The sequence below is a fragment of the Pseudomonas sp. NFACC16-2 genome (genome assembly GCF_900119205.1).
In the GTDB taxonomy this organism is placed as follows: domain Bacteria; phylum Pseudomonadota; class Gammaproteobacteria; order Pseudomonadales; family Pseudomonadaceae; genus Aquipseudomonas; species Aquipseudomonas fluorescens_Q.
Genome location: NZ_FPIX01000001.1, coordinates 523,150 through 549,354, shown reverse-complemented (window position 1 = coordinate 549,354; position 26,205 = coordinate 523,150). Strand labels below are relative to the sequence as shown.

Below are 26,205 nucleotides of genomic sequence, written 5' to 3'. Positions count from 1 at the left end.
ACGCATTCAGCCGTCACATGACGGCTGAAGCATCTACCGCGCTTTGATCAGGCGGCGAGGTTGGCGCTGCTCAGTTCTTTTTTGTACTGCGCTTTCATCGTTTCCATGTCTGCACCCAAGGCATCGAGTTTTGCCTTGCCCAACAATTTTTTCGCGTGGGGGAACATCTCCTTTTCTTCTTCCTCGATGTGATGCTCGAGCAGTTCCTTGACCACTTTCACCCGACCGGCGAATTCCGGCTGGGTTGGATCGGTGGCCTTGAGGTCCGGCAGCACCAGCGAGTCGACGGTACGGTGTTCTTCCTTGGCCTCGTAATACATTTCAGCCTCGTCCTTGCCACCGGCCTGCTTGAAAGCCGGATAAAGAATTTCTTCTTCCAGGCGGGTGTGGATGGAAATTTCCATTTCCAGTTTCGCCAACAGGTCGGTGCGTTTTTTCACGGCGCGTTCAGTCGACTCGCTCAGTTGAGTCAGGATGGCTTTGACGCGTTCGTGGTCGGCTTTCAACAGATCGATGGCATTCATAGGTAGCTCCTCGGCAATACACGGAAGCGGGCAGGCTTCGAGCGCCTACGCCGCGTAAGAGCTGAATTGCATCAGCTGTGCCAGCCGAAGATCGATTTAAAAACTCTTTAAAAACAATAGGTTGAAAAGATAATAATTTCCGGCGTCGTGCAAGCTGCATGAGCGGGCTGCAAAATGCGTTGCACTTTGCGCGGGTGGCTAGACATTTTCGATCCGCTGTCGGACCCGGCTGGCGATTGCCAGGCAGGACGTCAGCCCAGGCGACTCGATGCCGAGCAGGTTGATCAACCCAGGCACTCGGTGTTCGGCCTCGCTGCTGATGACAAAGTCGTGGGCCGGCTCGCCGGGGGCGGAAATCTTCGGGCGGATGCCGCTGTACGCCGGTTGCAGGCTTTGGTCCGGCAGGCCTGGCCAATAATTGCGGATCGCCGGGTAAAACGCTTCGGCCCGGGCCGGATCCACTCGGTAGTCCTCACAGTCGACCCATTCGGTGTCCGGGCCGAAACGCGCCTGGCCGGCCAGGTCCAGCGTCATGTGGATGCCCAGGCCGGCGGCTTCCGGGGCGGGATAGACCAAGTGCCGGAACGGTGCTCGCCCGGCGAGGCTGAAGTAGTTGCCTTTGCACAAAAAGTCTTCGGGCACCGATTGCATGTGAAGGCCTTCGATGCGGCGGGCGAGAGCAGGTGCCTGGAGGCCCGCGGCGTTGATCAGCAGGCGACAGGACAAGGTCATCTGCGCCGTGCCGCCCAATTCCAGGATGAAGCCCCCAGTGATGATGCGAGCGCCCAGTAAAGGCGTACGGAAAGCAATGTTCGCCCCAGCCGCTTCGGCGTCACCCAGCAAGGCGAGCATCAGAGCGTGGGAATCGACGATACCGGTGGAAGGCGAATACAGCGCGGCGACACAGGCCAGGGCCGGTTCCAGTGCCTGCGCCTGTTCTTGGTCGAGCAGGCGCAGGTCGTCCACGCCGTTCTTCAAGCCCCGCTCAAGCAATGTTTCGAGTCCGCCCACCTGCGCCTGATCCGTGGCTACGATCAACTTGCCGAGCCGGCGGGTGGCGATGCCATGGCTTTCACAATAGGTGTACAACCGGTGCCGGCCTTCGACGCACAGCTGCACCTTGAGACTGCCCGGCGGATAATAGATGCCCGCATGGATAACTTCGGAGTTGCGCGAGCTGATGCCCATGCCGATGGCTTCGGCGGCTTCGATCAGCAGCACTTCATGCCCGGCACGCGCCATCTCTCGCGCCACGGCGAGCCCAACGACGCCAGCGCCCACGACCACGCATTCAAAATCGACGTTCAACCTTGTCTCTCCTTCCGGGCCCGCAAGTTAGTCTTTCATAGCGCAGGTTTGATTTGATCGCTCACGCTCTCAACTTCAGGGGCAGATAGCCTGAGGCCAGCCGACACGCGCTGCACGCAGGAGGCTGGCTTTAACGACCATACGGTGAAAGGGGGCAATAACGAAGATGTAGGCCCGGCCCAGACGGTTGTGGCACTGGACCACGGTTGAAAGAACCAGTTGCCGACTACCTTCTGGCTCTGCCTCACCAGAACACAGGATCGATATCCGGAAGTCGAGGTGCTTGTCGTCCTCGCCCAATACGATTTCAGTCTGGTTCGTGCTGTAGACCTTGAAGATACCAACCCGATTAGCAAGGGTTGCCAAGTGTCTGGCTGTCTTGAGACCAAAACCGGCAACGACAGTGTCTCGGACTTTCAGGAGCCATCCGATCCAGGATGGCTGGTGGGAAAAGATGAATCGAGCCAGCAGATCTGGATTGCTGGATGTGCCCGCAGGGAGCCGAATCGCAAAAGCGTCCGCCAGGTTCATCGACTTGTAAAGGTGGGTGATGCCGGACCTCGAGGGGACTGGCACGGCCATGATGAGCTCAAATTCTCGGGGCATCGGGGATCTCTCCTGAGTTCTAACTACCAATTCGGCGACAGGCCATGTCGCGTTTCTTGTTGGGCGGCGCCCACTTCTCCTTGTCGGATACTGAGCCCGATCAAGGCATCATAGAGTGCTTGCTGCCCAGCGGGCAGAACAGGGAGCAACGTCGCACGGCGTTTGTCGGCATCGAACCAGGATTCAACCAACCATCCCACCAGATAGAGCGCCGAAAGGCATCCGCCAGCGGTTGCAACGTTTCCCTGGCATACAAGCGGTTGGTCCATGGATTCAAGTCCCAGCGCTTGCAGGCTCGCTCGTGCATCCGGGTGGGTAGTGGCTGGGCCGCTGAGCAGCCCAAGCCGTTCGAGAATGAACGCTCCGGCGCATATGGAGCCGATTCGCTGGCGTCTGGCGTCAAGTTCAAACGACGTCAGGAAATCCGGGGCGGCAAGTGCAGCGGGTATCCCTTCCTTGCCGCTGACGAACAATACCGCGTCAGCACTGTTGGCCTCGGAAAGCGGACCGTGCACCGAAACAGGCAGGCCGTGCGCCGATCGCACGATAGCGCTGGAACCCAATATTCGGACGTGCCAATCCTCAGTGTTGCGGCCTAAGATGTCCCACATCAGGAATAGGTCGATATCAGTGAATTGGTCGAAAGCGACCAGAACGATTTTCTTCAAGGCGAGCTCCATGAAAAGTGCTGGCGTGCAAAACGCAACGGCCATCTCTGCTGGTGTTCGCAGCGTACTGATCGGTTACGCACCCTACACAGTCTGTATGGTGCTCAATAGGAGCGAAATGATCGGTGGGAAAGCTAACGCGTCACCATTGGATCGCGGCTGGTTTTGAGGCCCTCGACCAAATAGGGCATACCGGCGTTTCGGCCGAGAGTCTATCGCGCCGATTGAATGTGACCCGCGGATCGTTCTACCACCATTTCCGCAATCGCGAAGATTTTGTCCGCACCTTGCTGGCCGCTTGGGAAGAAGACTACACAGAGCGCATGCTCGCTTATGCGGGGCAGGGCAGTAGCGCGGGTGAAATCCTGAAACGCTATTTGAGTATTGCCGCTGAGAAACAACCGGGGCGGGAAGTTTCCATCCGCGCCTGGTCGCTGCATGATCCGTTGGTAGGCGAATTTCAGCAGCGTGTTGACACACGACGACTGGACTTCGCGATCCGGACGTGCCGCCGCTTGGTCCATATGCCAGGCGAAGCAGAAGTGATAGGTCAGGTGGCCCATCTGTGCCTGATTGGTGGTCAACAGGCAGGACTGCGGCGTGATGCCGCTCGCTTCAACCGGTTCCTGCATGGCGCCTTTTCACTTTTCGAAAGGGCGCTTCCACCGTGGCGGGCTGGGTCATGAGCTAGATCGGGCAACTGAATCAATAGCATTCCAATGCTGGCGTTCGAGCCATTGGCCTGCGGCACTAAAGATGTTTCCTTGCGTATAAAAAAACGGCACCTAAAAGGTGCCGTTTCTGTTTTCTACGAGCTACCGCTACGCGATCAACCTGTCAGGCCTGCCTGCTGAACCAGGGTCAGCAACGGCTGCGGGTACACGCCGAGGAAGAACGCCAGTACGGCGATGGCCAGCAGCATCACGCCGCCTGCCTTCTGTTCCCAGTGCAGCTCGGCGTCGTGGCGACGCAGGTTCGGTTCCATCAGGTACAGGGTGACCATGACGCGCAGGTAGTAGAACACGCCGATGGCACTGCCCAGCACCAGCGAGCCGACCAGCCACCATTGGTGAGCCTCGACGCCAGTGGCGATGATGTAGAACTTGCCGATGAAGCCGGCGGTCAGCGGGATGCCGGCCAGGGACAGCATCATCACGGTCAGCACGGCGGTCAGGTACGGACGGCGCCAGAACAGACCGCGGTACTCGTACAGGGCGTCGGCGTCGCGACCGTTGTATGGCGAGGACATCAGGGTGATCACGCCGAAGGCGCCGAGGCTGGTGATCACGTAGGTGACCAGGTACACGCCGATGGCTTCCACGGCCAGGCCTTTGCTGGCGATCAGGGCGATCAGCAGGTAGCCGAAGTGGGCAATGGACGAGTAACCCAGCAGACGCTTGAGGTTGCTCTGGGTCAGTGCCAGCAGGTTACCGAACAGGATCGACGCGATGGCGATGAGGGTCAGTACGTTGCTCAGCACACCGCTGCTGGCCACTGGCGAGATCTGGAACAGACGCACCATCACCGCGAACACCGCGACTTTCGATGCGGTGGCCAGGAACGCCGCCACCGGCGCCGGGGCGCCTTCGTAGACGTCCGGGGTCCAGAGGTGGAAGGGCACCAGCGACAGCTTGAACGCCAGGCCGATCAGCATCATGCCCAGGCCCAGTTGCGCGATCGGGCTAGGCAGGCCGGTGGCCGCCAGGGCCTGGCCGATGCCGACGAAGCTCAGGGTGCCGGCTTCGGCGTACAGCAGCGCCATGCCGAACAACAGGAACGCGGAACCGGCCGCCGACAGCACCATGTACTTGATGCCGGCTTCCAGGGAGCGCTTGTTGAAGAAGGCATAGGCCACCAGGCCGTAGACCGGTACCGACAGCAGTTCCAGGCCGATGAACAGGCTGGCCAGGTGCTGCGCGCTGACCAGGACCAGGCCACCGGCGGCGGCCATCAGGATCAGCAGGTACAGTTCTTCGCGGTTGCCCGGGTAACCCGAACCGCCATCGCCGAGGTAGGCGTGGGCGAGGGTAACGCAGGCCAGGGTGGCGACCAGGATCAGCGCCATGTACAGGCAGGCGAAGCTGTCGATCTGTATCAGCGGGGTGACCGCCAGGGGCGCGACTTTCAGGGCCGGCAAGATCGACAGCAAGGCCAGGTTCAGCCCCGCCACCGACAGCAGGAAGGTCTGTGAGTGATTGCGCCGCCAGGCGATCGCCAGCATCACCACGATGATCGTGGCGCTGGTGATCAACAGCGGCGCAAGCGCGATAAAGTGTTGAATCGTGAATTCCATAGCGCTCTTACCGGGCCGAAGCGAGTTGAGAGAAGGCGGTGCCGAGCCACTGCTGCACGCCATGCATCGTGGCGGCAGAGGTGTCGAGGAACGGTTGCGGGGAAACGCCGAGGTAAACCAGCAGCACCGCAAGGCCGAGCACCATGATCAGTTCGCGACCGTCCATGCCGCGCAGCACTTCGTCCGACTTGGACGGGCCGAAGTAGGCGCGGTGGATCATGATCAGCGAGTAGACCGAACCGAACACCAGGCCGGAAGTCGCAATGGCGGTGATCCATGGCGAACTGACGAACGAGCCGATCAGGATCAGGAACTCGCCAACGAAGTTACCCGTGCCCGGCAAGCCCAGGGACGCGGCCGCGAAGAACAGGCTGATGGCCGGCAGGTAGGCGATGCGCGACCAGATGCCGCCCATCTCACGCATGTCCCGGGTGTGCAGGCGCTCGTACAACTGGCCGCTGAGGATAAACAGCGCCGCCGCCGACAGGCCGTGAGCCAACATCTGGATCACCGCGCCTTGCAGGGCGAGCTGGCTGCCGGAGTAGATCCCGATCAGCACGAAGCCCATGTGCGAAACGCTGGAGAACGCGATCAGGCGCTTGATGTCGGTCTGGGCGAACGCCAGGAACGCACCGTAGAAAATCCCGATCAGGCCCAGGGTCATGGCGATCGGCGCGAACTCCGCCGAGGCATTGGGGAACAGCGGCAGGGCAAAGCGCAGCAGGCCGTAGGCCGCGGTCTTGAGCAAGATACCGGCCAGGTCCACGGAACCGGCGGTCGGCGCCTGGGCGTGGGCGTCCGGCAGCCAGGAGTGGAACGGCACCACCGGCAGCTTCACCGCGAAGGCGATGAAGAAGCCGAGCATCAGCACGTACTCGGTGGTCTTGGACATCTGCACTTTCAACAGGTCGGCGTAATTGAAGGTAATCACACCGGTGTTGTTGAAGTTGACCAGTACCAGGCCAAGGATCGCCACCAACATGATCAGGCCGGAAGCCTGGGTGAAGATGAAGAACTTGGTCGCCGCGTAGATCCGGGTTTTCTTGCCGTCCGAAGAGCTGTGACCCCAGAGCGCGATGAGGAAGTACATCGGCACCAGCATCATTTCCCAGAAGAAGAAGAACATGAACAGGTCCAGCGCCAGGAACACGCCGATGACGCCGCCCAGGATCCACATCAGGTTCAGGTGGAAGAAACCCACGTGACGCTGGATCTCTTTCCAGGAGCAGAGTACCGAGAGGATACCCAGCAGGCCGGTCAGCAGGATCATCAGCAGCGACAGGCCGTCGAGGGCCAGGTGCACGCTGATGCCGAAGCGCGCGATCCAGGCATGCTTGAATTCAAGCGCCCAGGTTGGATCGGCGCCAGGCGCCGGAGCGAATGAATAGTCACCGGTCGCCCACAGCCAGAGGCCGAGCGCGAGTTCCAGGGACATGGTCAGCAGCGCAATCCAGCGCGGGAGCGTGGAGCTGGAGCGCTCCGCGATCCAGCACAGCAGGCCGCCGATGAAGGGGATCAGGATTAGCCAGGGCAGAATCATGACGGGCTCGTTTCCTTTCGCAAGTTCGCAAGGTTCATATCAGACCGCTACCAGCACGATGGCGCCGATAACCAGCACGGCGCCAGCCGCCATGGAAGCCGCATACCAACGCAGTTGACCGGTCTCGGTACGGCTCAGGGCGGTGTGGCCGCCCTTGGCCATGCGCGGGATCAGGCCAATGGTCTGGTCGAGCGGGTCTTTGCGCAGAATGTGGCTGATCGCAAGGTATGGCTTGACGAACAGTTTGTCGTAGATCCAGTCGAAGCCCCAGGCGGCGAACCACCAGGCCGAAAGGAATCGCCCGATGCCGCTGTTGGCGATCGCCGTGACGAAGCGACGCTTGCCCAGGAACAGCAGGGCGGCCAGCAGGATACCCGCCAGGGCAATGGCGCCCGAGGCGATTTCCAGGCTGTGCTTGGCTTCGCCGCCGGCATGGCCGACGCTTTGCGGCAGCACATCGGCCAGCGGTGGGGTGATCATGGCGCCGACGAAGGTCGACAGCACGATCAGCACCGACAGTGGCAGCCAGTGGGCAATGCCATGGCCGGCATGGGCTTCGGTCTTGGCTTCACCATGGAACGCGATGAAGATCAGGCGGAAGGTGTACAGCGAGGTCATGAACGCACCCACCAGGCCGGCATAGAGCAGCGCCTGGTTACCGCTGGCGAACGCTTCCCAGAGGATCTCGTCCTTGGAGTAGAAACCGGCGGTGACCAGTGGCAGGGCCGCCAGGGCCGCGCCGCCGACGATGAAGCTGGTGTAGGCCAGCGGCAGTTTTTTCCACAGGCCGCCCATCTTGAAGATGTTCTGCTCGTGGTGGCAGGCCACGATCACCGCACCGGAGGCCAGGAACAGCAGGGCCTTGAAGAACGCGTGGGTCATCAGGTGGAAAATCGCGCCTTCCCAGGCACCCACGCCCAGGGCCAGGAACATGTAGCCGATCTGGCTCATGGTCGAGTAGGCGAGGATGCGCTTGATGTCGGTCTGTACCAGGGCGGCAAAACCGGCCAGTACCAGGGTCACGCCACCGACGATGCCCACCAGGTGCAGGATGTCCGGCGCCAGGGCGAACAGGCCGTGGGTACGGGCGATCAGGTAGACGCCCGCGGTCACCATGGTCGCGGCGTGGATCAGTGCCGAGACCGGGGTAGGGCCGGCCATCGCGTCCGCCAACCAGGTTTGCAGCGGCAGTTGCGCGGATTTACCGACGGCACCGCCCAGCAGCATCAGGGTCGCCAGGACGATCCAGAAGTCGCCGACCTTGAAGTGCTCCGGCGCCTTGACCAGCAGTTCCTGGATGTTCAGCGTGCCCAGTTGCTGGAACAGGATGAACAGGCCGATGGCCATGAACACGTCGCCGATCCGGGTGACGATGAACGCCTTGAGTGCCGCGTTCCCGTTGTTGCGGTTGCTGTAGTAGAAACCGATCAACAGGTACGAGCACAGGCCCACGCCTTCCCAGCCGAAGTACAGGAACAACAGGTTATCGCCGAGCACCAGGAACAGCATGCTGGCGATGAACAGGTTGGTGTAGGCGAAGAAGCGCGAGTAACCGGCTTCACCGCGCATGTACCAGGAGGCGAACAGGTGGATCAGGAAGCCTACGCCGACCACCACGCCAAGCATGGTGATGGACAGGCCGTCCAGGTAGAGGGCGAAGTTCGGCGTGAAGCCTTCCACCGCCATCCAGCGCCACAGCACCTGCACATACACACCGCCTTCGGGCGGGGCGACGTTGAACTGCCAGATCACGTAGGCCGTGACGATGGCAGACAGGCCGATGGAACCCACGCCAACCAGCGCCGAAAGGTTTTCCGACCAGCGTCCACGGGAGAACGACAGCAGCAGGAAACCAATGAGGGGGAATACGAAAGTCAGAAAGATTAGGTTCATCCGCGCATCTCGCTGGCAGCGTCGATATCGAGAGTGTGGAAGCGGCGGTACAGCTGCAACAGGATCGCCAGGCCGATACTGGCCTCGGCGGCTGCCAGGCTGATCACCAGGATGAACATGATCTGTCCATCCGGCTGCGCCCAGCGAGCGCCCGCGACGATGAAGGCCAGGGCGGAGGCATTCATCATGACCTCCAGGCTCATCAGCACGAACAGAATGTTGCGGCGGACCATCAGGCCAACCAGACCGAGGCAGAACAGGATGCCGGCAACCGCCAGACCATGCTCGAGAGGGATAGCAGGCATGTGATTACTCCTTCGCCTCGTTACGGCCCAAATGGAACGCCGTGACGGCTGCGGCAAGCAGCAGCATCGAGGCGAGTTCGACCACCAGCAGGTACGGACCGAACAGGCTGATGCCCACGGCCTTGGCACCTACGGTGGTGTGGCCGATGGCCTGGCCGCTCTGGTGAGCGAACAGCACATACAGCAGTTCACCCAGCAGCAGGGCGGACAGGATCACCGGCCCCGCCCAGATGCCGGGCTTGAGCCAGGAGCGTTCCTGCTGGACCGCGGCCGGGCCGAGGTTGAGCATCATCACCACGAACACGAACAGCACCATGATGGCGCCGGCGTAGGCGATCACTTCCAGCGCGCCGGCGAACGGTGCACCGAGGGCGAAGAAGGTCATGGCCACGGCGATCAGCGAAATGATCAGGTAGAGCAGGGCGTGCACAGGGTTGGTGTTGGTGACCACACGAAGCGTGGACACCACCGCGATACCCGATGCGAAATAGAAAGCGAATTCCATCTTTCTTCCTTAAGGCAGCAAGCTCTTCACGTTGATCGGTTCGGCTTCGTTCTGCGCGGCGCCTTTTGGCTTACCGGCAATGGCCATACCTGCAACACGATAGAAGTTGTAATCAGGGTTTTTACCGGGACCGGAAATCAGCAGATCTTCTTTCTCGTACACCAGGTCCTGACGTTTGAACTCGGCCATTTCGAAATCCGGTGTGAGCTGGATCGCGGTGGTCGGGCACGCTTCCTCGCAGAGGCCGCAGAAAATGCAGCGCGAGAAGTTGATGCGGAAGAAGTCCGGGTACCAGCGACCGTCTTCGGTTTCAGCTTTCTGCAGCGAGATGCAACCCACCGGGCACGCCACGGCGCACAGGTTGCAGGCCACGCAGCGTTCCTCGCCGTCGGGGTCGCGGGTCAGGACGATACGGCCGCGATAGCGGGGGGCCAGGTAGACCGGCTCTTCCGGGTATTGCAGGGTGTCGCGCTTGCGGAAGCCATGGCCGAAGATCATGACCAGGCTTCGCAGTTGGGTACCGGTACCCTTAACGATGTCGCCAATATATTTGAACATGGGTCAAATCCTCACTGAACCGCGGCCGCAGGCGCGTTCATCAAAACGATCGCAGCGGTCACCAGCATGTTGATCAGGGTCAGCGGCAGGCAGAATTTCCAGCTGAAGTCCATCACCTGGTCGTAGCGTGGGCGCGGGATCGAGGCGCGCAGCAGGACGAACAGCATGATGAAGAACGCGGTCTTCAGGGCGAACCAGACGAAGGACAGTTGCGGCAGGATGCCGAACGGACCGTGCCAGCCACCGAAGAACAGCGTCACCAGCAGTGCCGAGATCAGGATGATGCCGATGTATTCACCAACGAAGAACATGCCCCATTTCATGCCGGCATATTCAATGTGGTAACCGTCGGCGAGTTCCTGCTCCGCTTCCGGCTGGTCGAAGGGGTGACGGTGAGTCACGGCCACGCCAGCGATGAAGAAAGTACAGAAACCGAAGAACTGCGGAATGATGAACCACAGGTTCTGGGCCTGGTACTCGACGATGTCGCGCATGTTGAACGAGCCGGCCTGGATCACGATGCCCATGAGCGCCAGGCCCATGAACACTTCGTAGGACACGGTCTGGGCCGAGGCCCGCAGGCTGCCCAGCAGGGCGAACTTGTTGTTGCTCGACCAACCGGCGAACAGCACCGCATACACCGACAGGCCAGCCATGGCGAAGAAGAACAGCAGGCCGATGTTCAGGTCCGCCACGCCCCAGGTCGGGGTGATCGGGATGATCGCGAAGGCGATCAGCAAGGCGCTCATGGCCACGACCGGTGCCAGGGTGAAGATCACCTTGTCGGCGAACGGCGGCGTCCAGTCTTCCTTGAAGAACATCTTGATCATGTCGGCGGCGATCTGGAACATGCCGAACGGGCCGACACGGTTCGGACCGTAACGGTCCTGCCACCAGCCCAGCAGGCGACGTTCGACGAAGCTCAGCAGCGCGCCGCAGACCACCACGGCCAGCAGGATCACGATGGCCTTGAGGACCGTCAGGATCACGGCGATCACTTCGGGGGTGAACCAGCTCATTGCGCTGCCTCCTGCAGACCGTCGACGGTTTTGCCGAATACGGCTGGCGGAATGCCCGCCAGGCCGGCCGGCAGGGCCACCAGGCCGGCGCCCAGTTCTTCATTGATGCGCAGCGGCAGACGCAGGGTCTGGCCGGCCACGTTCAGGCTCAACAGGGCCCCGTCGTTGACGCCCAGGCGATCGGCTTCGGACTTGGCCAGCGCCACGTAGGCGGCCGGGATGCGTTCCTGCACCGGAGCGGCCTTGGAAGAGTTCTCTTCGCTGCCGAACAGGTGATGGAACGGCACGACCTGCCAGGTGCCCGGCGCCGGGTTGAAGGCGCGCGGCACGCTGGCGAACCAGCTGAGGCCATCGCCCTGGCTTTCGATCAGGCGGGTGCCCGGGTCGCCAGCACGCAGGTGACCGCCGACTTCGTCCTGGAACTTGTTCCACGCTTGCGGCGAGTTCCAGCCCGGCGACCAGGCGAACGGCACCTGGGAGCGCGGTTCGGTCGAGCCCGAGTAGCCTTCCATGGAGAACGAGAACGCAGTGTCGTTGTCCTGGGAAGTGCGCGGTTCGTGAACGCTGATGTCGGCGCGCATGGCGGTGCGACCGGAGTAGCGCAGCGGTTCGCGCGCCAGCTTCAGGCCCTTGATGCGGAACGCGGCCGATGGCGCGGCGTCGACGATGCGAGCCAGTTGCGGGCTGCTCGAAGCGACGGCGGCGGTGACGTGGTCCAGTTGCGTCCAGTCGATCGGCTGGTCCAGCAGGGTGGCGCGCAGGGCATGCAGCCAGCGCCAGCCTTCGTGAACCAGGATGCTGGCGTCCAGGTATTGCGGGTCGAAAACCTGGAAGAAGCGCTGGGCGCGACCTTCCTGGCTGACCAGCGTACCGTCGCCTTCGGCGAAGCTCGCCGCCGGCAGCACCAGGTGGGCGCGGTCGGTGGTGGCGGTTTTCTGATGGTCGGCGACGATCAGCACTTTCGCGGCGTTCAGGGCGGCGTCCACCCGGGCCTTGTCGGTGCGGGTGTAGAGGTCGTTTTCCAGCACCACGATGGCGTCGGCATTGCCGTCGATCACCGCTTGCAGGGCCGCGTCCACCGATTCGCCACCGAGCATGGCCAGGCCAAGGCTGTTGGCTTCCGGCACGATCAGGCTGATGGAACCGTCCTTCTCGCGCAGCTTCAAGGCCTTGGCGATGTTGGCGGCGGCTTCGATCAGCGCCTTGGAGCCCAACGAGGTGCCGGCGATGATCAGTGGGCGCTTGGCGGCCAGCAGGGCGTCGGCGATGCGCTGGGCCAGGGCGGCCGCTTCGCTGTCCAGGCCTTCGACGGCCGGGGCGCTGGCGTCCAGGGCGTGGGCCACGGCAAAGCCGATACGGGCCAGGTCGTCAGGGGCGGCGTGGACGCATTCTTCGGCGACGTCGTCGAGCTTGGTTTCAGCGAGGCTGGCGATGAACAGCGGGTTCAGCGCGTGCTGGCCGATGTTCTTCACGGCGGCGTCGAGCCATGGCTGGACGCGCATGGCGTCGGCCATGTCTTCGGCCTTGCCCTTGACCGACTGGCGCAGGGCCAGGGCCATGCGGGCGGCGGTCTGGGTCAGGTCTTCGCCAAGCACGAACACCGCGTCGTGGTCTTCGATGTCACGCATCGTCGGCACCGGCAGCGGGCTGTCCTTGAGCACTTGCAGCACCAGGCGGATGCGTTCCAGCTCACCGGCTTCGATGCCGCTGTAGAAGTGCTCGGCACCGACCAGTTCACGCAGGGCGTAGTTGCTTTCCAGGCTGGCCCGTGGCGAACCGATGCCGACGATGTTGCGACCGCGCAGCAGCTCGGCGGCCTTGTCCAGCGCTTCGTCCAGGCTCAGCTTGGCACCGCCCGCCAGCTGCGGTTGGCGTGGGCGATCCTTGCGGTTGACGTAGCCATAGCCGAAACGGCCACGGTCACACAGGAAGTACTGGTTAACCGAACCGTTGAAGCGGTTTTCGATGCGCCGCAGTTCACCGTAGCGCTCGCCCGGAGAGATGTTGCAACCGCTGGAGCAGCCATGGCAGATGCTCGGCGAGAACTGCATGTCCCACTTGCGGTTGTAGCGTTCGGAGTGAGTCTTGTCGGTGAACACGCCGGTCGGGCAGACCTCGGTGAGGTTGCCGGAGAACTCGCTTTCCAGGGTGCCGTCTTCGACGCGACCGAAGTACACGTTGTCGTGGGCACCGAACACGCCCAGGTCGGTGCCGCCGGCGTAGTCCTTGTAGAAACGCACGCAACGGTAGCAGGCGATGCAGCGGTTCATCTCGTGGGAGATGAACGGACCGAGGTCCTGGTTCTGGTGGGTGCGCTTGGTGAAGCGATAACGGCGCTCGTTGTGGCCGGTCATCACGGTCATGTCTTGCAGATGGCAGTGGCCGCCTTCCTCACAGACCGGGCAGTCGTGAGGGTGGTTGGTCATCAGCCATTCGACGACGCTGGCGCGAAACACTTTCGCTTCTTCGTCGTCGATGGAGATCCAGCTGCCGTCGGTGGCGGGGGTCATGCAGGACATGACGATCCGACCACGCTTGTCGTTCTCGTCGGTGTACTGCTTGACCGCGCACTGGCGACAAGCGCCAACGCTGCCAAGGGCGGGGTGCCAGCAGAAATAAGGAATGTCGAGGCCCAGGGACAGACATGCCTGTAACAGGTTGTCTGCGCCATCGACTTCGAGCTCTTTGCCGTCTACGTGGATAGTGGCCATGGTTCAAAGTTCTTCGTTGGCCCGGTGTCAGCGGGCGTGGCTAATGGAATCTTGTTGTTCGTCCGAATCCAAACAGCCTGGGTAAAAGGCGTCATCGGACGAAAGGCGAAGGGCACGGACCCTTCGCCTTTTAAAGCGTCGTTACGCGCCGACCATGGTCGGCGTGACCACCTGATTGAGGTCCCCGGCGCGCGTTGGCGCGATGCCGGCCTCGAATTCAGGGCGGAAGTATTTGATCGCGCTGCCCAACGGCTCCACGGCACCCGGTGCGTGAGCACAGAAGGTCTTGCCTGGGCCGAGGAAACCCACCAGACCCAGCAGGGTCTCGATGTCGCCGGCCTGGCCTTCGCCGTTTTCAAGGGCGCGCAGCAGCTTGACGCTCCAGGGCAGGCCATCGCGGCAAGGGGTGCAGAAACCGCACGACTCACGGGAGAAGAACTCTTCCATGTTGCGCAGCAGCGACACCATGTTGACGCTGTCGTCCACCGCCATCGCCAGGCCGGTACCCATGCGGGTGCCGACCTTGGCGATGCCGCCGGCGTACATTTGGGCGTCCAGGTGTTCGGGCAACAGGAACCCGGTACCGGCGCCGCCAGGCTGCCAGCACTTGAGCGTGTAGCCGTCGCGCATGCCGCCGGCGTAGTCTTCGAACAGTTCGCGGCCGGTGACGCCGAACGGCAGTTCCCACAGGCCAGGGTTCTTGACCTTGCCGGAGAAGCCCATGAGCTTGGTGCCCATGTCTTCGCTGCCGTCACGGGCCAGGGATTTGTACCAGTCCACGCCGTCGGCGATGATCGCTGGCACGTTGCACAGGGTCTCGACGTTGTTCACGCAGGTCGGCTTGCCCCACACGCCCACGGCGGCAGGGAAGGGCGGCTTGGAGCGCGGGTTGGCGCGGCGGCCTTCCAGGGAGTTGATCAGCGCGGTTTCTTCACCGCAGATGTAGCGCCCGGCACCGGTGTGGACGAACAGCTCGAAATCGAAGCCGCTGCCCAGGATGTTCTTGCCCAGCAGGCCCGCGGCCTTGGCTTCTTCCACGGCACGGTTCAGGTGCTTGGCGGCGGTGGTGTATTCGCCACGCAGGAAGATATAGCCACGGTAGGTTTTCAGCGCGCGGGCGCTGATCAGCATGCCTTCGATCAGCAGATGGGGCAGTTGCTCCATCAGCATGCGGTCTTTCCAGGTGTTGGGCTCCATTTCATCCGCGTTGCACAGCAGGTAGCGGATGTTGATGGATTCGTCCTTGGGCATCAGGCCCCACTTCACGCCGGTGGGGAAGCCCGCGCCGCCACGACCTTTAAGGCCGGAATCCTTTACGGTCTGGACGATGTCGTCGCCGGCCATGTCGGCGAATGCCTTGCGCGCGGCAGCGTAGCCGTTCTTGGCCTGGTATTCGTCCAGCCATACCGCTTCGCCGTCGTCACGCAGACGCCAGGTCAGGGGATGGGTTTCGGCTGAACGCTGGATGCGGTTGGCGGGCCCGAAGGAAGTCAGGGTCATACGTAGCCCTCCAGCAGTTTGGCGACGCCATCTGGCTTGACGTCACCGAAGGTGTCGTCGTCGATCATCAGCGCTGGAGCCTTGTCGCAGTTGCCCAGGCAGCACACCGGCAGCAGGGTGAAGCGACCGTCGGCGGTGGTCTGGCCGAGGCCAATGCCCAGCTTGCTCTGGAGCTCGCTGACCACCGATTCGTGGCCACCGATGTAGCAGACCATGCTGTCGCAGACGCGAATGATGTGACGGCCCACTGGCTGGCGGAAAATCTGGCTGTAGAAGGTGGCGACGCCTTCGACGTCGCTGGCCGGGATGCCGAGGATCTCGCCGATGGCGTAGAGCGCGCCATCGGGCACCCAGCCACGTTCCTTCTGGACGATCTTCAGGGCTTCGATCGACGCCGCGCGCGGGTCTTCGTAGTGATGCAGCTCGTGCTCGATGGCCGAGCGCTCGGTTTCGCTCAGGGCGAAACGGTCTGTCTGGATAAGCGTGCTGTTCATGCTTAGCGGTCCACGTCGGCCATAACGAAATCGATACTACCCAGGTACGCGATCAAGTCCGCGACCATGCTGCCTTTGATCACGGAAGGGATCTGCTGCAGGTGCGGGTAGCTTGGGGTGCGAATCCGGGTGCGGTAGCTCATGGTGCCGCCGTCGCTCGTCAGGTAATAACTGTTGATGCCCTTGGTCGCTTCGATCATCTGGAAGGACTCGTTGGCCGGCATGACCGGGCCCCACGAAACCTGCAGGAAGTGCGTGATCAGGGTCTCGATGTGTTGCAGCGTGCGCTCTTTTGGCGGCGGCGTGGTCAGCGGGTGATCCGCCTTGTACGGGCCTTCCGGCATGTTGCGCAGGCATTGGTCGATGATCTTGATGCTCTGGCGCATTTCCTCGACGCGAACCATGCAGCGGTCGTAGGCATCGCCATTGGCCGCCAGCGGTACTTCGAATTCGAAGTTTTCGTAGCCGGAGTAAGGGCGCGCCTTGCGCAGGTCGAAGTCGCAACCGGTGGAGCGCAGGCCAGCACCAGTGACGCCCCATTCCAGGGCCTCTTTGGTGTTGTAGGCAGCGACCCCGATGGTACGACCCTTGAGGATGCTGTTCTGCAGGGCGGCCTTGGTGTATTCGTCCAGGCGCTTGGGCATCCACTCGACGAAGTCCTTGACCAGCTTTTCCCAGCCGCGTGGCAGGTCGTGGGCAACGCCACCGATGCGGTACCAGGCCGGGTGCAGGCGGAAACCGGTGATGGCTTCGATCACCGTGTAGGCCTTCTGGCGGTCGGTGAAGGTGAAGAACACCGGGGTCATGGCCCCCACGTCCTGGATATAGGTCCCCAGGAACAGCAGGTGGCTGGTGATACGGAAGAACTCGGCCATCATGATGCGGATGACGTCGACCTTCTCCGGTACCTTGATCCCGGCCAGTTTTTCCACCGACAGCACGTACGGCAGGTTGTTCATCACGCCGCCGAGGTAGTCGATGCGGTCGGTGTACGGGATGAAGCTGTGCCAGGACTGGCGCTCGGCCATTTTCTCGGCGCCACGGTGGTGGTAGCCGATGTCAGGGACGCAGTCGACGATCTCTTCGCCGTCCAGCTGCAGGATGATGCGGAACGCACCGTGGGCCGAAGGGTGGTTCGGGCCGAGGTTGAGGAACATGTAGTCCTCGTTGGCACCCGAACGCTTCATGCCCCAGTCTTCAGGCTTGAAGCGCGCGGCTTCTTCCTCGAGCTGTTGCTTGGCCAGGGACAGGCTGAACGGGTCGAACTCGGTGGCACGGGCCGGGAAGTCCTTGCGCAGCGGGTGACCTTCCCAGGTCGGTGGCATCATGATGCGCGACAGGTGCGGGTGGCCGGGGAAGTCGATCCCGAACATGTCCCACACTTCACGTTCGTACCAGTTGGCGTTCGGCCAGATACCGGTCACGGTCGGCACGCTGAGGTCGCTCTCGGACAAGGCGACCTTGATCATTACGTCACTATTACGCTCGATCGACAGCAAGTGATAGAACACGGTGAAGTCGACGCCGTCGGGCAGCCCTTGACGCTTGGTGCGCAGACGCTCGTCCACGCCGTGCAGGTCATAGAGCATGACGTACGGCTTGGGCAGGTTGCGCAGGAAAGTCAGGACTTCGACGAGTTTGGCGCGGGCAACCCAAAGTACCGGCATGCCGGTGCGGGTCGGCTGGGCGGTGAACGCCTCGGGGCCAAAACGGTTGTTCAGTTCGACGACCACATCCTGGTCGTCTGCCTTGTAAGGCGGGATGTACAGAGCACTGCCTGTAGTCATGGTTATTTATCGCTTTCGGTCAACGTAAAGAATGAAGCCAGGTTCTCGTTTCTTGTAGGGAACAGAGCTGGATCAGACTTCGTCGGGGCTGCGCAAGTTGGTGACTGCGATACGCTGTTCGCGACGCTGTTCCTTTTGCGATGGCATGTCGGCGCGATAGACGCCTTGATCGCCAACGACCCAGGACAGCGGGCGACGCTCCTGGCCAATCGACTCCTGCAACAGCATCAGGCCTTGCAGGAAAGCTTCAGGGCGAGGCGGGCAGCCGGGCACGTAGACGTCCACGGGCAGGAACTTGTCCACCCCTTGAACGACGGAATAGATGTCGTACATGCCACCGGAGTTGGCGCACGAACCCATGGAGATAACCCACTTCGGCTCGAGCATTTGCTCGTAGAGACGCTGGATGATCGGCGCCATCTTGATGAAGCAGGTACCGGCGATAACCATGAAATCCGCCTGGCGTGGCGATGCCCGGATCACTTCGGCGCCAAAGCGCGCGATGTCGTGGGGCGCCGTGAAGGCGGTGGTCATTTCCACGTAGCAGCACGAAAGACCGAAGTTGTACGGCCACAGGGAGTTCTTGCGACCCCAGTTGACCGTGCTGTTCAGCACGTCTTCGAGCTTGCCCATGAAGATGTTTTTGTGGACTTGATCTTCTAACGGATCGGCGACGGTTTCCCGTTCGCCAATCGGATACTGCTCGTTAGGAGCATCGGGGTCGATCCTGGTGAGATTGTATTGCATTGCCAAAGCCTCATTGTTTCAGCTTCGCTTGCCGCTTGCGCCGAGCTTCCGGAGCCCAATCAAGCGCCCCCACTCGGTAAAGGTAGACAAGACCTGCCAACAGAATTGCTATGAAAACGAGAGCTTCGACGAATCCGGTCCAGCCGCTTTCGCGGACGGACACAGACCAGGCAAAGAGAAAGAGGGCTTCGATATCGAAGATCACGAAGAGCATCGCGACCAGATAGAATTTGGCTGAGAGCCGCAAGCGGGCGCCACCGGTAGGTAGCATGCCGGACTCGAACGGTTCATTTTTGCTGCGGCCCCAGGCTTTTGACCCGAGCAGGCTCGACACGCCGAGCATGAAGGCGCACAGGCCGACGACACCCAGAAGGAAAATGGCAAAGCCCCAGTTGTGGGCCATGAGTCCTGTCGCTTCGGGCATGCTGGAAATCCTTAACAGAGAGCAAAGGTCTCTGAGCTTGAATAGAAATAACGCAGTGACGATATGTCGCAGCAATCAATCGCGGTGATTTTATGGCTAAACACCGGGCAAGTAAAATTCCTATGGCGAAATTATTTATTGGAATAAGGACATAGCGCACCTCCAGGGCCCTGCGGCCCCGGCCCCGTGGGCGTTGGCCGGCTGTTCAGCAATAATATTTCGTGCGGAATGTAACAATGATAACGACTTCCAAATGATAATTATTATTATCTAGCCAGCCTTTTCTACAGTGCTCTTAGTGTCGTGTCCGAGAGGCTGTCTTACATCGTCGCTACTGCAATTGTCAGCGTCGGACGTTTTACTCCTTTTCCGACTGCCCAATACTGCGTTCGATCAATTTTTCTAGCGCTGCGTCGAAGTTTTTGTGGGGGCGGTGTCCGGCGAAGGTTGGGTCTGCATGAGGGACTGCTCCGTGGAAGCCAAGCTTGCTTGCAATGGCGGCAACGCGGTCCCGAGGCAGACAGCCTTATCGTGCATCGCAGCCAAGCCTGGCTTCCACAGTGCAGGCTTGCTCTTACAGCGTAGGTGGCTTCAAGGAAAACGGGTGAAAATACCTCGTCATCAGATCGAGGCCGCCCAGCCGAGCCAACCAAGAATCTTGCGCCCCTGGGCATTGACGCGTTAAGCGAACCCGCTTTGCCTGCAAAAATCGGCATGAGGCCGGCCCTAGAGCCTTGAAGAGTTGATGGCAAATGGCTATCTTTGCTGCTCACTCATCTAATCATCTATATCAATGCTGATTAGACAATTGCCCCTTCATAGATAGCTGCGTCAGTTTTTATCGTTCGCGGCGGATTACCAAAGGACTGTCATGAACTCTTGGATCGCGAACATGAGCGTGATGCTCAAGCTGGCTCTGGGTTTTGCTGTTGTGCTGTTTCTGACCGCGATCCTCGCCGCGACCGGCTGGACCAGCCTGGGCAAAATGATCCAGCGTGCGGATCGAATGACCAGCATTACCGAACTCGCCAACCGTCTTGATCACCTGCGCAGGGCTCGCTTGCAATACCAGGTGGACAAGGGCGATGAACAAAAAGGTGAATTGATCCAGGCGTCGCTGGAACAATTTGTCGCCAAGCAAAAAAGCCTTGCAAGTGAGTTGAAAAAACCCGAAAACCTGAAAAAACTTGCGCTGATCGAGCAGGCCAGCGCCCAGTATCAAGTGGCGCTGAATACAATGCGCGAGGCTTATCGCACTGACGCAGCCATGCGCAAGGAGATGGGCGTCAATGCGGTCAAGGGCGCCGCGCTGATTGCCAAGGTCATCGATGACGTAGAAGCAATGCCTGCCACGGACGAGCGCCGTTTTGAGTTGTACCGGATTATCCTCAAAGCCAAAGAGGACGTCGCGCTTGTGCGTTATGAAGTGCGTGGCTACACCGGCAACCCCAACAGCGCCACCGAACAGGCCGCCACCCGCCAGCTCGAAAATGCGCTCAAGAGCATCGAAACCCTTAACGGTGCTTTCGGCCCGAGCTATGCCGACACCATCAAGCAGCTGGAAACCGCGCTGATTGCTTACCGCCGCTCGGTGCAGAACTTCACCGCCAGTAATCAGGCCATTGGCAAGGCCGTGCAGGACACCATCGATCTGGGTGAAACCATCACTCGTCTAACTGACGAAATGTATGCCAGCCAGTTGGTCTCCCTGGGTGACGAAAGCGCCCAGTCCCGTATCCTGCAGTTGAGTTGCACTGCCTTGGCGATGCTGTTGGGGATTCTTGCGGCCATGATCATCACTCGCCAGATTACCCGGCCGTTGCAGGACACATTGGCTGTGGTCGATCGCATTGCGGCAGGCGATCTCACGCAAGGTACGGTCGTGACCCGTGGTGATGAACTGGGTGTCTTGCAGCAAGGTATCCAGCGCATGGGCACCACGTTGCGCGACTTGATCGGTGGCATCCGCGATGGCGTCACCCAAATCGCCAGCGCCGCCGAAGAGTTGTCGGCCGTCACCGAGCAGACCAGTGCCGGGGTCAATAGCCAGAAGACCGAGACCGACCAGGTGGCTACCGCCATGCAGGAAATGTCGGCCACCGTGCATGAAGTCGCGCGTAATGCCGAACAGGCTTGCACGGTTGCGTCAGAGGCCGATGCACAGGCCCGTATCGGCGACCAGGTGGTTGCGCAAGCCATCGTTCAGATCGAGCGCTTGGCCAGCGAAGTCGGGCGTTCCGTCGACGCCATGGATGAGCTGGAACAAGAAAGCGCGCGCATCGGCAAGATCATGGACGTGATCAGGGCAGTGGCTGAGCAGACCAACTTGCTGGCCCTTAACGCCGCCATCGAGGCCGCTCGCGCGGGTGACGCCGGGCGCGGTTTTGCCGTGGTCGCCGACGAAGTGCGGGGGCTGGCCCAGCGTACCCAGCATTCCACCGAAGAGATCGAAAGCCTGGTGGCGGGCTTGCAGAACGGCACGCGCCAGGTGTCGAGTATCATGCGCAATAGCCGCGAATTGACCGACAGCAGCGTGGAATTGGCCGGCAAGGCCGGCATTTCCCTGGGCAACATCACCCAGGCGGTTTCGGGCATCCAGGCCATGAACCAGCAGATTGCCGCTGCTGCGGTGCAACAAAGCTCGGTGGCCGAGGAAATCAGCCGCAGCATCCTGAATGTGCGCGATGTATCCGAACAGACCGCCTCAGCCAGCGAAGAAACCGCAGCCTCCAGCATCGAGCTGGCGCGCCTGGGTAACCAGTTGCAGCAACTGGTCAGTCACTTCAAAGTGTAAAAAACGGAAAAAAAAGCCCCGAACCAGTCGGGGCTTCAGATCGTCGGCTTTGCGGTTAGTTTTTATCCGGTCCGCAAGGGCCGCTCACTCGAGGCAAGCGTGTGAATCAGTGGAACTGTTCTTCTTCGGTGGAGCCGGTCAGTGCGGTCACCGACGAAGTGCCGCCCTGGATCACGGTGGTCATGTCGTCGAAGTAGCCGGTGCCCACTTCCTGCTGGTGAGCCACGAAGGTGTAACCCTTGGCGGCGTCAGCGAACTCCTGCTCTTGCAGCTTCACGTAGGCGGTCATGTCGTTGCGGGCGTAGTCGTGCGCCAGGTTGAACATGCTGTGCCACATGTTGTGGATGCCGGCCAGGGTGATGAACTGGTGCTTGTAGCCCATGGCGGACAGTTCGCGCTGGAACTTGGCGATGGTCGCGTCGTCCAGGTTCTTCTTCCAGTTGAAGGAAGGCGAGCAGTTGTACGACAGGATCTGGTCGGGGTATTCCTTCTTGATCGCTTCGGCAAAGCGACGGGCTTCGTCCAGGTCCGGCTTGGCGGTTTCGCACCAGATCAGGTCGGCGTACGGCGCATAGGCCAGGCCACGGGCGATGGCCTGGTCGAGGCCGGCGCGCACCTTGTAGAAGCCTTCCTGGGTGCGGGTACCGGTTACGAACGGCTGGTCGTACGGGTCGCAGTCGGAGGTCAGCAGGTCAGCGGCGTTGGCGTCGGTACGGGCCAGGATGATGGTCGGTACGCCGGCAACGTCGGCGGCCAGGCGGGCAGCGGTCAGCTTCTGCACGGCTTCCTGGGTTGGAACCAGCACCTTGCCGCCCATGTGGCCGCATTTCTTCACCGAAGCCAATTGGTCTTCGAAGTGAACGCCGGCGGCACCTGCCTCGATCATGCTCTTCATCAGCTCGTAGGCGTTCAGGACGCCACCGAAACCGGCTTCAGCGTCAGCCACGATCGGCGCGAAGTAGTCGATGTAGCCTTCGTCGCCCGGGTTCTTGCCGGCTTTCCACTGGATCTGGTCGGCGCGACGGAACGAGTTGTTGATGCGCTTGACCACGGTTGGAACCGAATCCACCGGGTACAGCGACTGGTCGGGGTACATCGACTCGGCGGAGTTGTTGTCCGCGGCCACTTGCCAGCCCGACAGGTAGATCGCCTGGATGCCGGCCTTGACTTGCTGCACAGCCTGGCCGCCGGTCAGGGCGCCCATGCAGTTGACGAAATCTTTCTCGGGACGGAAGGCTGGCTTGGCGCCCTGGGTCACCAGGTTCCAGAGCTTCTCGGCGCCCATTTTCGCAAGGGTGTGCTCAGGTTGAACCGAGCCACGCAGACGGACGACGTCAGCAGCGGAATAATTGCGCTTCACGCCTTTCCAGCGCGGGTTTTCAGCCCAGTCTTTTTCAAGGGCTGCAATTTGCTGTTCGCGTGTCAGTGCCATGGAGATAAACCTCGTCGCATAGGTCTTGGTGGAAAATTCCTGCTCCTGCCGACTAGGGGTTGGCGTACAAGTCGGTTCAGGCGGGGAGGCGACGGGATGAACGATGGGCTCGAGGGGAAAGTGAGCAGGTAGGGGCGAACTGCGGGCGCATTCGGGCGTCGTGGGCCTCCATACGAACTCAGAGTGATGCCGGGTTACCTAGTTACGCTTCCGTCCCTCGGGACAACTTCGTTCCAGTCGCAACCTCGTCAAACACACCTTGTGGGCGGTACAGACACGAATCGGCTCGCAGGGTAGTTGCAAGCGTCGACCCGAAGGCCCTTGCCAGGGCCCCTGATTAGCGGGAGCGAGGCCATCATGCCTTCGGTTTTTTTGCTCGTCAAACGTTTTGTAGTGCTTTTTTTATGGCACTACATCTTTGGTCTAATACGACTCATCAGTCAGTTTTTGGTGCTTCAGTTCAGGGTATCGACCTTGACCCGCAAAATCATGTCGTCGCGGCCCTGGGTCGAGTAGCTGCGGGTCAGGCCCTGTTTGTCGGCTTGAGTCTGGCGATTGACGCCGGCCAGGGTGATCCATTCGCCCAGGCGACCGCTGACGGTTGTGTCGGTACTCTGAACGTTCACTACATCGGGACGCTCCTGGCTCATGCGGTCACGATTGGTGCTGATGCTCAGATGAACGGTCTCGCCGGTGACGCTGGCCGTGACATAGAAACCCTGGGTGACGTTGCGGTATTCAGTCTGGCTCTGCATGCGGCCGTAGTTGTCGGTCTGGTTGCTGGTGAAGGGCACGCTCTGGCCTACCTGGATCAGCGCCGGCTGGCCTTCACTGGCCTGCACCTGCTGTACGCCGCCGTCACGGCTGGCGGTGCTGCGGTTGATGATGCGGGTCTGGCTGGGGGCGGCGCCGTTGATCGAGTAACCCTGGTCGCCCTGGAGGTTGTTTTCGTTGGTGTCGACCGTGATCAGCAGGCGCTTGGGGGCGGTGTCCAATTGGGCGAGGAATTGCCGCAGTTCTTCGATCTTGCCGGGCTCGGCGTTGACGATCAGCTGGTTGCCGTAGGCGCTGACCTGGCCGTCCTTGCCGATGAAGTTCTGTGCCACCGGCAGCAGGTCGGCGCTGGTGCGGTAGTTCAGCGGCACGATTTGCGTGTCGGCCATGACCGACAGGCTGCAACCGAGCAGCAGGGTGACCAGGAAGGTGCGTAGAGGCATGTCCATTTCTCCGCGAGACAAAGGCTTGATATTGCCAGTTTGTCGGCCTGGGGTGGGGCAAGTTGAATGGTAGACGGCAAAACGCCCCGGCATCGGAGATGACGGGGCGTTTTGGATGTGAGCTGAGTGATTACTTTGTGGCGAGGGGATTTATCCCCGCTGGGCTGCGAAGCAGCCCTCAAATCAATCGACGCGGTGTGTCAGGTCAATGCAATTCAGCTCCATTGGGGCTGCTGCGCAGCCCAGCGGGGATAAATCCCCTCGCCACAGGATTTGTGTCAAGCCGAATGCCGCACCATGTCCACATGGGGAATCCCGGCTTCCAGGAACTCCTCGCTGACCACCGCAAACCCCAGCCGCTCATAGAACGGCGTGGCGTGCACCTGGGCGCTGAGCATCTGTTGCTTGAGCCCGCGCTTCTCGGCTTCGGCGATCACGGCGTGCATCAGCGCGTCGCCCACCTTCAGGCCACGCCAGTCCTTGAGGACCGAGACACGGCCGATATGGCCATCGGTCAACAGGCGGGCAGTGCCGATGGGAAAGTCACCTTCAAACGCCAGAAAATGCACTGCGCTCTGGTCGTCGGCATCCCATTCCAACTCAGGAGGAACGGACTGCTCGGCAATGAACACGGTCTCACGAATGCGCCGGATCTCGGCGTTATCCTTTTGCCAGTCTGCGACACGAACGTGAATTTTATTCATCGGCAAACCCCAGGCTGCCTTGCTTGACCAGCTCGCAGACCAGGCCGCGACCGTCTTCGTCGGCCAACCACGGTCCGAGGTTCTCGATGTGCAGGGCGTCAGCGGCGCAGATCATTTTCAGCAGCTCGCGTAGCTTGCCTGGCAGGTAACGGCTCTGGCCGCTGGCGAACAGCAGCAGGTCGTCATCGACTTCCGACCAGGCCAGGCGCGCGCTCGGGTTGCGAATGATCACAGCGCCTTGTTCCAGGCTGGCCAGCAGGTCGTCTTCTTCCAGTTCCGGGCCCACCACCAGTTCCGGGTAGCGCGGCTCGGTCATGAACTGGCCGAACCAGGTCAGCAGCAGGCGCTCGTCGCTCATGTGCTCGGCCAGCAGGCCCTTGAGGCGGTCGAGAGCATCGTGCTGGATCTGGTGCGGATCGCTCACGGGCCGCGCATCAGCGTCGGTGTAGCGTTCTTCGTCCGGCAGGAACTGGCTGAGGAAGTCGGTGAAGTGGGTCAGCACTTCGGCGGCGCTCGGTGCACGGAAACCCACCGAGTAGGTCATGCAGTCGTCCACGGCCACGCCACAGTGCGCCAGGCGCGGCGGCAGGTAGAGCATGTCGCCTGGTTCCAGGGTCCACTCATCAGTGGCTTCGAATTCAGCGAGGATGCGCAGGTCGGCGTGCTGCAGCAGCGGGCTCTCGGAGTCGCACATCTGGCCGATCTTCCAGTTGCGCTGGCCATGGCCCTGGAGCAGGAACACGTCATAGTTATCGAAATGCGGACCCACGCTGCCACCTGGTGCGGCGAAGCTGATCATCACATCGTCGATGCGCCAGCTCGGCAGGAAGCGGAAGTTCTCCAGCAGCTCGCTGACTTCCGGTACGAACTGATCGACCGCCTGTACCAGCAGGGTCCACTCGCGCTCCGGCAGCTTGCTGAATTCGTCTTCGGCGAACGGGCCGCGACGCAATTCCCAGGGGCGCTCGCCGTGTTCGATCACCAGGCGCGATTCGACTTCTTCTTCCAGGGCCAGACCGGCCAGTTCATCGGCATCGATCGGGCTTTGGAAGTCAGGGATTGCCTGGCGGATCAGCAGGGGTTTTTTCTGCCAGTAGTCGCGCAGGAACTCCCGTGCCGTGATGCCGCCCAGGAGTTGCAGAGGAATATCAGGATTCATGTGTAACCTATTGAAAA

23 protein-coding genes and 1 pseudogene are annotated in these 26,205 nt (G+C 61.2%); 3 read left to right on the top strand and 21 right to left on the bottom strand.

Features of this window, described 5'->3' with window-relative positions:
• Positions 1-47: 47 nt before the first annotated feature.
• The 4 genes from BT116_RS02285 to BT116_RS02270 all read right to left on the bottom strand — a co-directional run bounded on the left by BT116_RS02285 (position 48) and on the right by BT116_RS02270 (position 3,151).
• Complete coding sequence (locus BT116_RS02285) at positions 48-524, bottom strand: hemerythrin domain-containing protein (protein ID WP_003203396.1); 477 nt, start codon at positions 522-524, stop codon at positions 48-50.
• A gap of 198 nt (positions 525-722) precedes the next feature.
• On the bottom strand, positions 723-1,832 hold the full coding sequence (locus BT116_RS02280) for an NAD(P)/FAD-dependent oxidoreductase (protein ID WP_072339649.1): 1,110 nt from the start codon (positions 1,830-1,832) through the stop codon (positions 723-725).
• Positions 1,833-1,907: 75 nt separating this feature from the next.
• The gene (locus BT116_RS02275; RefSeq protein ID WP_072339647.1) at positions 1,908-2,438 is read right to left on the bottom strand and encodes a DUF2867 domain-containing protein; all 531 of its coding nucleotides are present in this window, start codon (positions 2,436-2,438) and stop codon (positions 1,908-1,910) included.
• A gap of 23 nt (positions 2,439-2,461) precedes the next feature.
• Positions 2,462-3,151 carry a DJ-1/PfpI family protein gene (locus BT116_RS02270; RefSeq protein ID WP_371856141.1) on the bottom strand — a complete coding sequence of 230 codons (690 nt, stop codon included), beginning with the start codon at positions 3,149-3,151 and terminating at the stop codon, positions 2,462-2,464.
• A gap of 80 nt (positions 3,152-3,231) precedes the next feature.
• On the opposite strand from BT116_RS02270, the gene BT116_RS31710 reads away from it, so the two are divergent.
• Positions 3,232-3,792 (top strand): TetR/AcrR family transcriptional regulator, encoded by a 561-nt coding sequence (locus BT116_RS31710; protein WP_072339645.1) that lies wholly within the window; start codon positions 3,232-3,234, stop codon positions 3,790-3,792.
• 143 nt (positions 3,793-3,935) lie between these two features.
• Here BT116_RS31710 and nuoN read toward each other — a convergent pair whose 3' ends face one another.
• The 13 genes from nuoN to BT116_RS02200 all read right to left on the bottom strand — a co-directional run bounded on the left by nuoN (position 3,936) and on the right by BT116_RS02200 (position 18,882).
• Positions 3,936-5,399, bottom strand: coding sequence for an NADH-quinone oxidoreductase subunit NuoN (nuoN, locus tag BT116_RS02260; RefSeq protein WP_072339643.1), 1,464 nt, complete (start codon positions 5,397-5,399; stop codon positions 3,936-3,938).
• A 7-nt stretch (positions 5,400-5,406) separates the two neighbouring features.
• Complete coding sequence (gene nuoM / locus BT116_RS02255; protein WP_072339641.1) at positions 5,407-6,939, bottom strand: NADH-quinone oxidoreductase subunit M; 1,533 nt, start codon at positions 6,937-6,939, stop codon at positions 5,407-5,409.
• A gap of 39 nt (positions 6,940-6,978) precedes the next feature.
• Positions 6,979-8,832 (bottom strand): NADH-quinone oxidoreductase subunit L, encoded by a 1,854-nt coding sequence (gene nuoL, locus BT116_RS02250; protein ID WP_063320470.1) that lies wholly within the window; start codon positions 8,830-8,832, stop codon positions 6,979-6,981.
• A complete protein-coding gene (gene nuoK, locus BT116_RS02245; protein WP_003180046.1) occupies positions 8,829-9,137 on the bottom strand; it encodes an NADH-quinone oxidoreductase subunit NuoK in 309 nt (102 codons plus the stop codon). Before nuoK ends, nuoL begins: the two co-directional genes overlap by 4 nt.
• A 4-nt stretch (positions 9,138-9,141) precedes the next feature.
• On the bottom strand, positions 9,142-9,642 hold the full coding sequence (gene nuoJ / locus BT116_RS02240) for an NADH-quinone oxidoreductase subunit J (protein ID WP_003180049.1): 501 nt from the start codon (positions 9,640-9,642) through the stop codon (positions 9,142-9,144).
• 9 nt (positions 9,643-9,651) lie between these two features.
• On the bottom strand, positions 9,652-10,200 hold the full coding sequence (nuoI, locus tag BT116_RS02235; protein ID WP_003180051.1) for an NADH-quinone oxidoreductase subunit NuoI: 549 nt from the start codon (positions 10,198-10,200) through the stop codon (positions 9,652-9,654).
• A gap of 11 nt (positions 10,201-10,211) precedes the next feature.
• Complete coding sequence (nuoH, locus tag BT116_RS02230; protein WP_025212983.1) at positions 10,212-11,219, bottom strand: NADH-quinone oxidoreductase subunit NuoH; 1,008 nt, start codon at positions 11,217-11,219, stop codon at positions 10,212-10,214.
• A complete protein-coding gene (nuoG, locus tag BT116_RS02225) occupies positions 11,216-13,930 on the bottom strand; it encodes an NADH-quinone oxidoreductase subunit NuoG (protein WP_072339639.1) in 2,715 nt (904 codons plus the stop codon). Before nuoG ends, nuoH begins: the two co-directional genes overlap by 4 nt.
• Positions 13,931-14,071: 141 nt before the next feature.
• Positions 14,072-15,430, bottom strand: a complete 1,359-nt coding sequence (nuoF, locus tag BT116_RS02220; RefSeq protein WP_058546150.1) for an NADH-quinone oxidoreductase subunit NuoF — start codon at positions 15,428-15,430, stop codon at positions 14,072-14,074.
• Complete coding sequence (gene nuoE / locus BT116_RS02215; protein WP_072339637.1) at positions 15,427-15,924, bottom strand: NADH-quinone oxidoreductase subunit NuoE; 498 nt, start codon at positions 15,922-15,924, stop codon at positions 15,427-15,429. Before nuoE ends, nuoF begins: the two co-directional genes overlap by 4 nt.
• A gap of 2 nt (positions 15,925-15,926) precedes the next feature.
• Entirely contained in the window at positions 15,927-17,711 is a 1,785-nt protein-coding gene (gene nuoC / locus BT116_RS02210; protein WP_063320475.1) for an NADH-quinone oxidoreductase subunit C/D, read from the bottom strand.
• Positions 17,712-17,783: 72 nt separating this feature from the next.
• On the bottom strand, positions 17,784-18,458 hold the full coding sequence (locus tag BT116_RS02205; protein ID WP_013693708.1) for a NuoB/complex I 20 kDa subunit family protein: 675 nt from the start codon (positions 18,456-18,458) through the stop codon (positions 17,784-17,786).
• Positions 18,459-18,468: 10 nt separating this feature from the next.
• Entirely contained in the window at positions 18,469-18,882 is a 414-nt protein-coding gene (locus BT116_RS02200; RefSeq protein ID WP_030141323.1) for an NADH-quinone oxidoreductase subunit A, read from the bottom strand.
• An 871-nt stretch (positions 18,883-19,753) separates the two neighbouring features.
• On the opposite strand from BT116_RS02200, the pseudogene BT116_RS31705 reads away from it, so the two are divergent.
• Together BT116_RS31705 and BT116_RS31700 are read left to right on the top strand one after the other, a co-directional pair.
• Positions 19,754-20,773 (top strand): annotated as a pseudogene (locus BT116_RS31705) (methyl-accepting chemotaxis protein); the annotation flags it as partial.
• 39 nt (positions 20,774-20,812) lie between these two features.
• Entirely contained in the window at positions 20,813-21,676 is an 864-nt protein-coding gene (locus BT116_RS31700) for a methyl-accepting chemotaxis protein (protein WP_371856144.1), read from the top strand.
• 106 nt (positions 21,677-21,782) lie between these two features.
• Here the strand turns inward: BT116_RS31700 and aceA are convergent, their stop codons facing one another.
• The 4 genes from aceA to BT116_RS02175 all read right to left on the bottom strand — a co-directional run bounded on the left by aceA (position 21,783) and on the right by BT116_RS02175 (position 26,188).
• Positions 21,783-23,108 carry an isocitrate lyase gene (aceA, locus tag BT116_RS02190; protein WP_063320477.1) on the bottom strand — a complete coding sequence of 442 codons (1,326 nt, stop codon included), beginning with the start codon at positions 23,106-23,108 and terminating at the stop codon, positions 21,783-21,785.
• A 455-nt stretch (positions 23,109-23,563) separates the two neighbouring features.
• A complete protein-coding gene (locus BT116_RS02185) occupies positions 23,564-24,325 on the bottom strand; it encodes a secretin N-terminal domain-containing protein (protein ID WP_063320478.1) in 762 nt (253 codons plus the stop codon).
• A gap of 278 nt (positions 24,326-24,603) precedes the next feature.
• Positions 24,604-25,029, bottom strand: a complete 426-nt coding sequence (locus BT116_RS02180) for a GNAT family N-acetyltransferase (protein ID WP_072339633.1) — start codon at positions 25,027-25,029, stop codon at positions 24,604-24,606.
• Positions 25,022-26,188: a ribosomal protein uL16 3-hydroxylase gene (locus BT116_RS02175; protein WP_072339630.1), complete on the bottom strand. Its 1,167-nt coding sequence runs from the start codon at positions 26,186-26,188 to the stop codon at positions 25,022-25,024. The genes BT116_RS02180 and BT116_RS02175 overlap by 8 nt, the downstream gene beginning before the upstream one ends.
• Positions 26,189-26,205 lie beyond the last annotated feature (17 nt).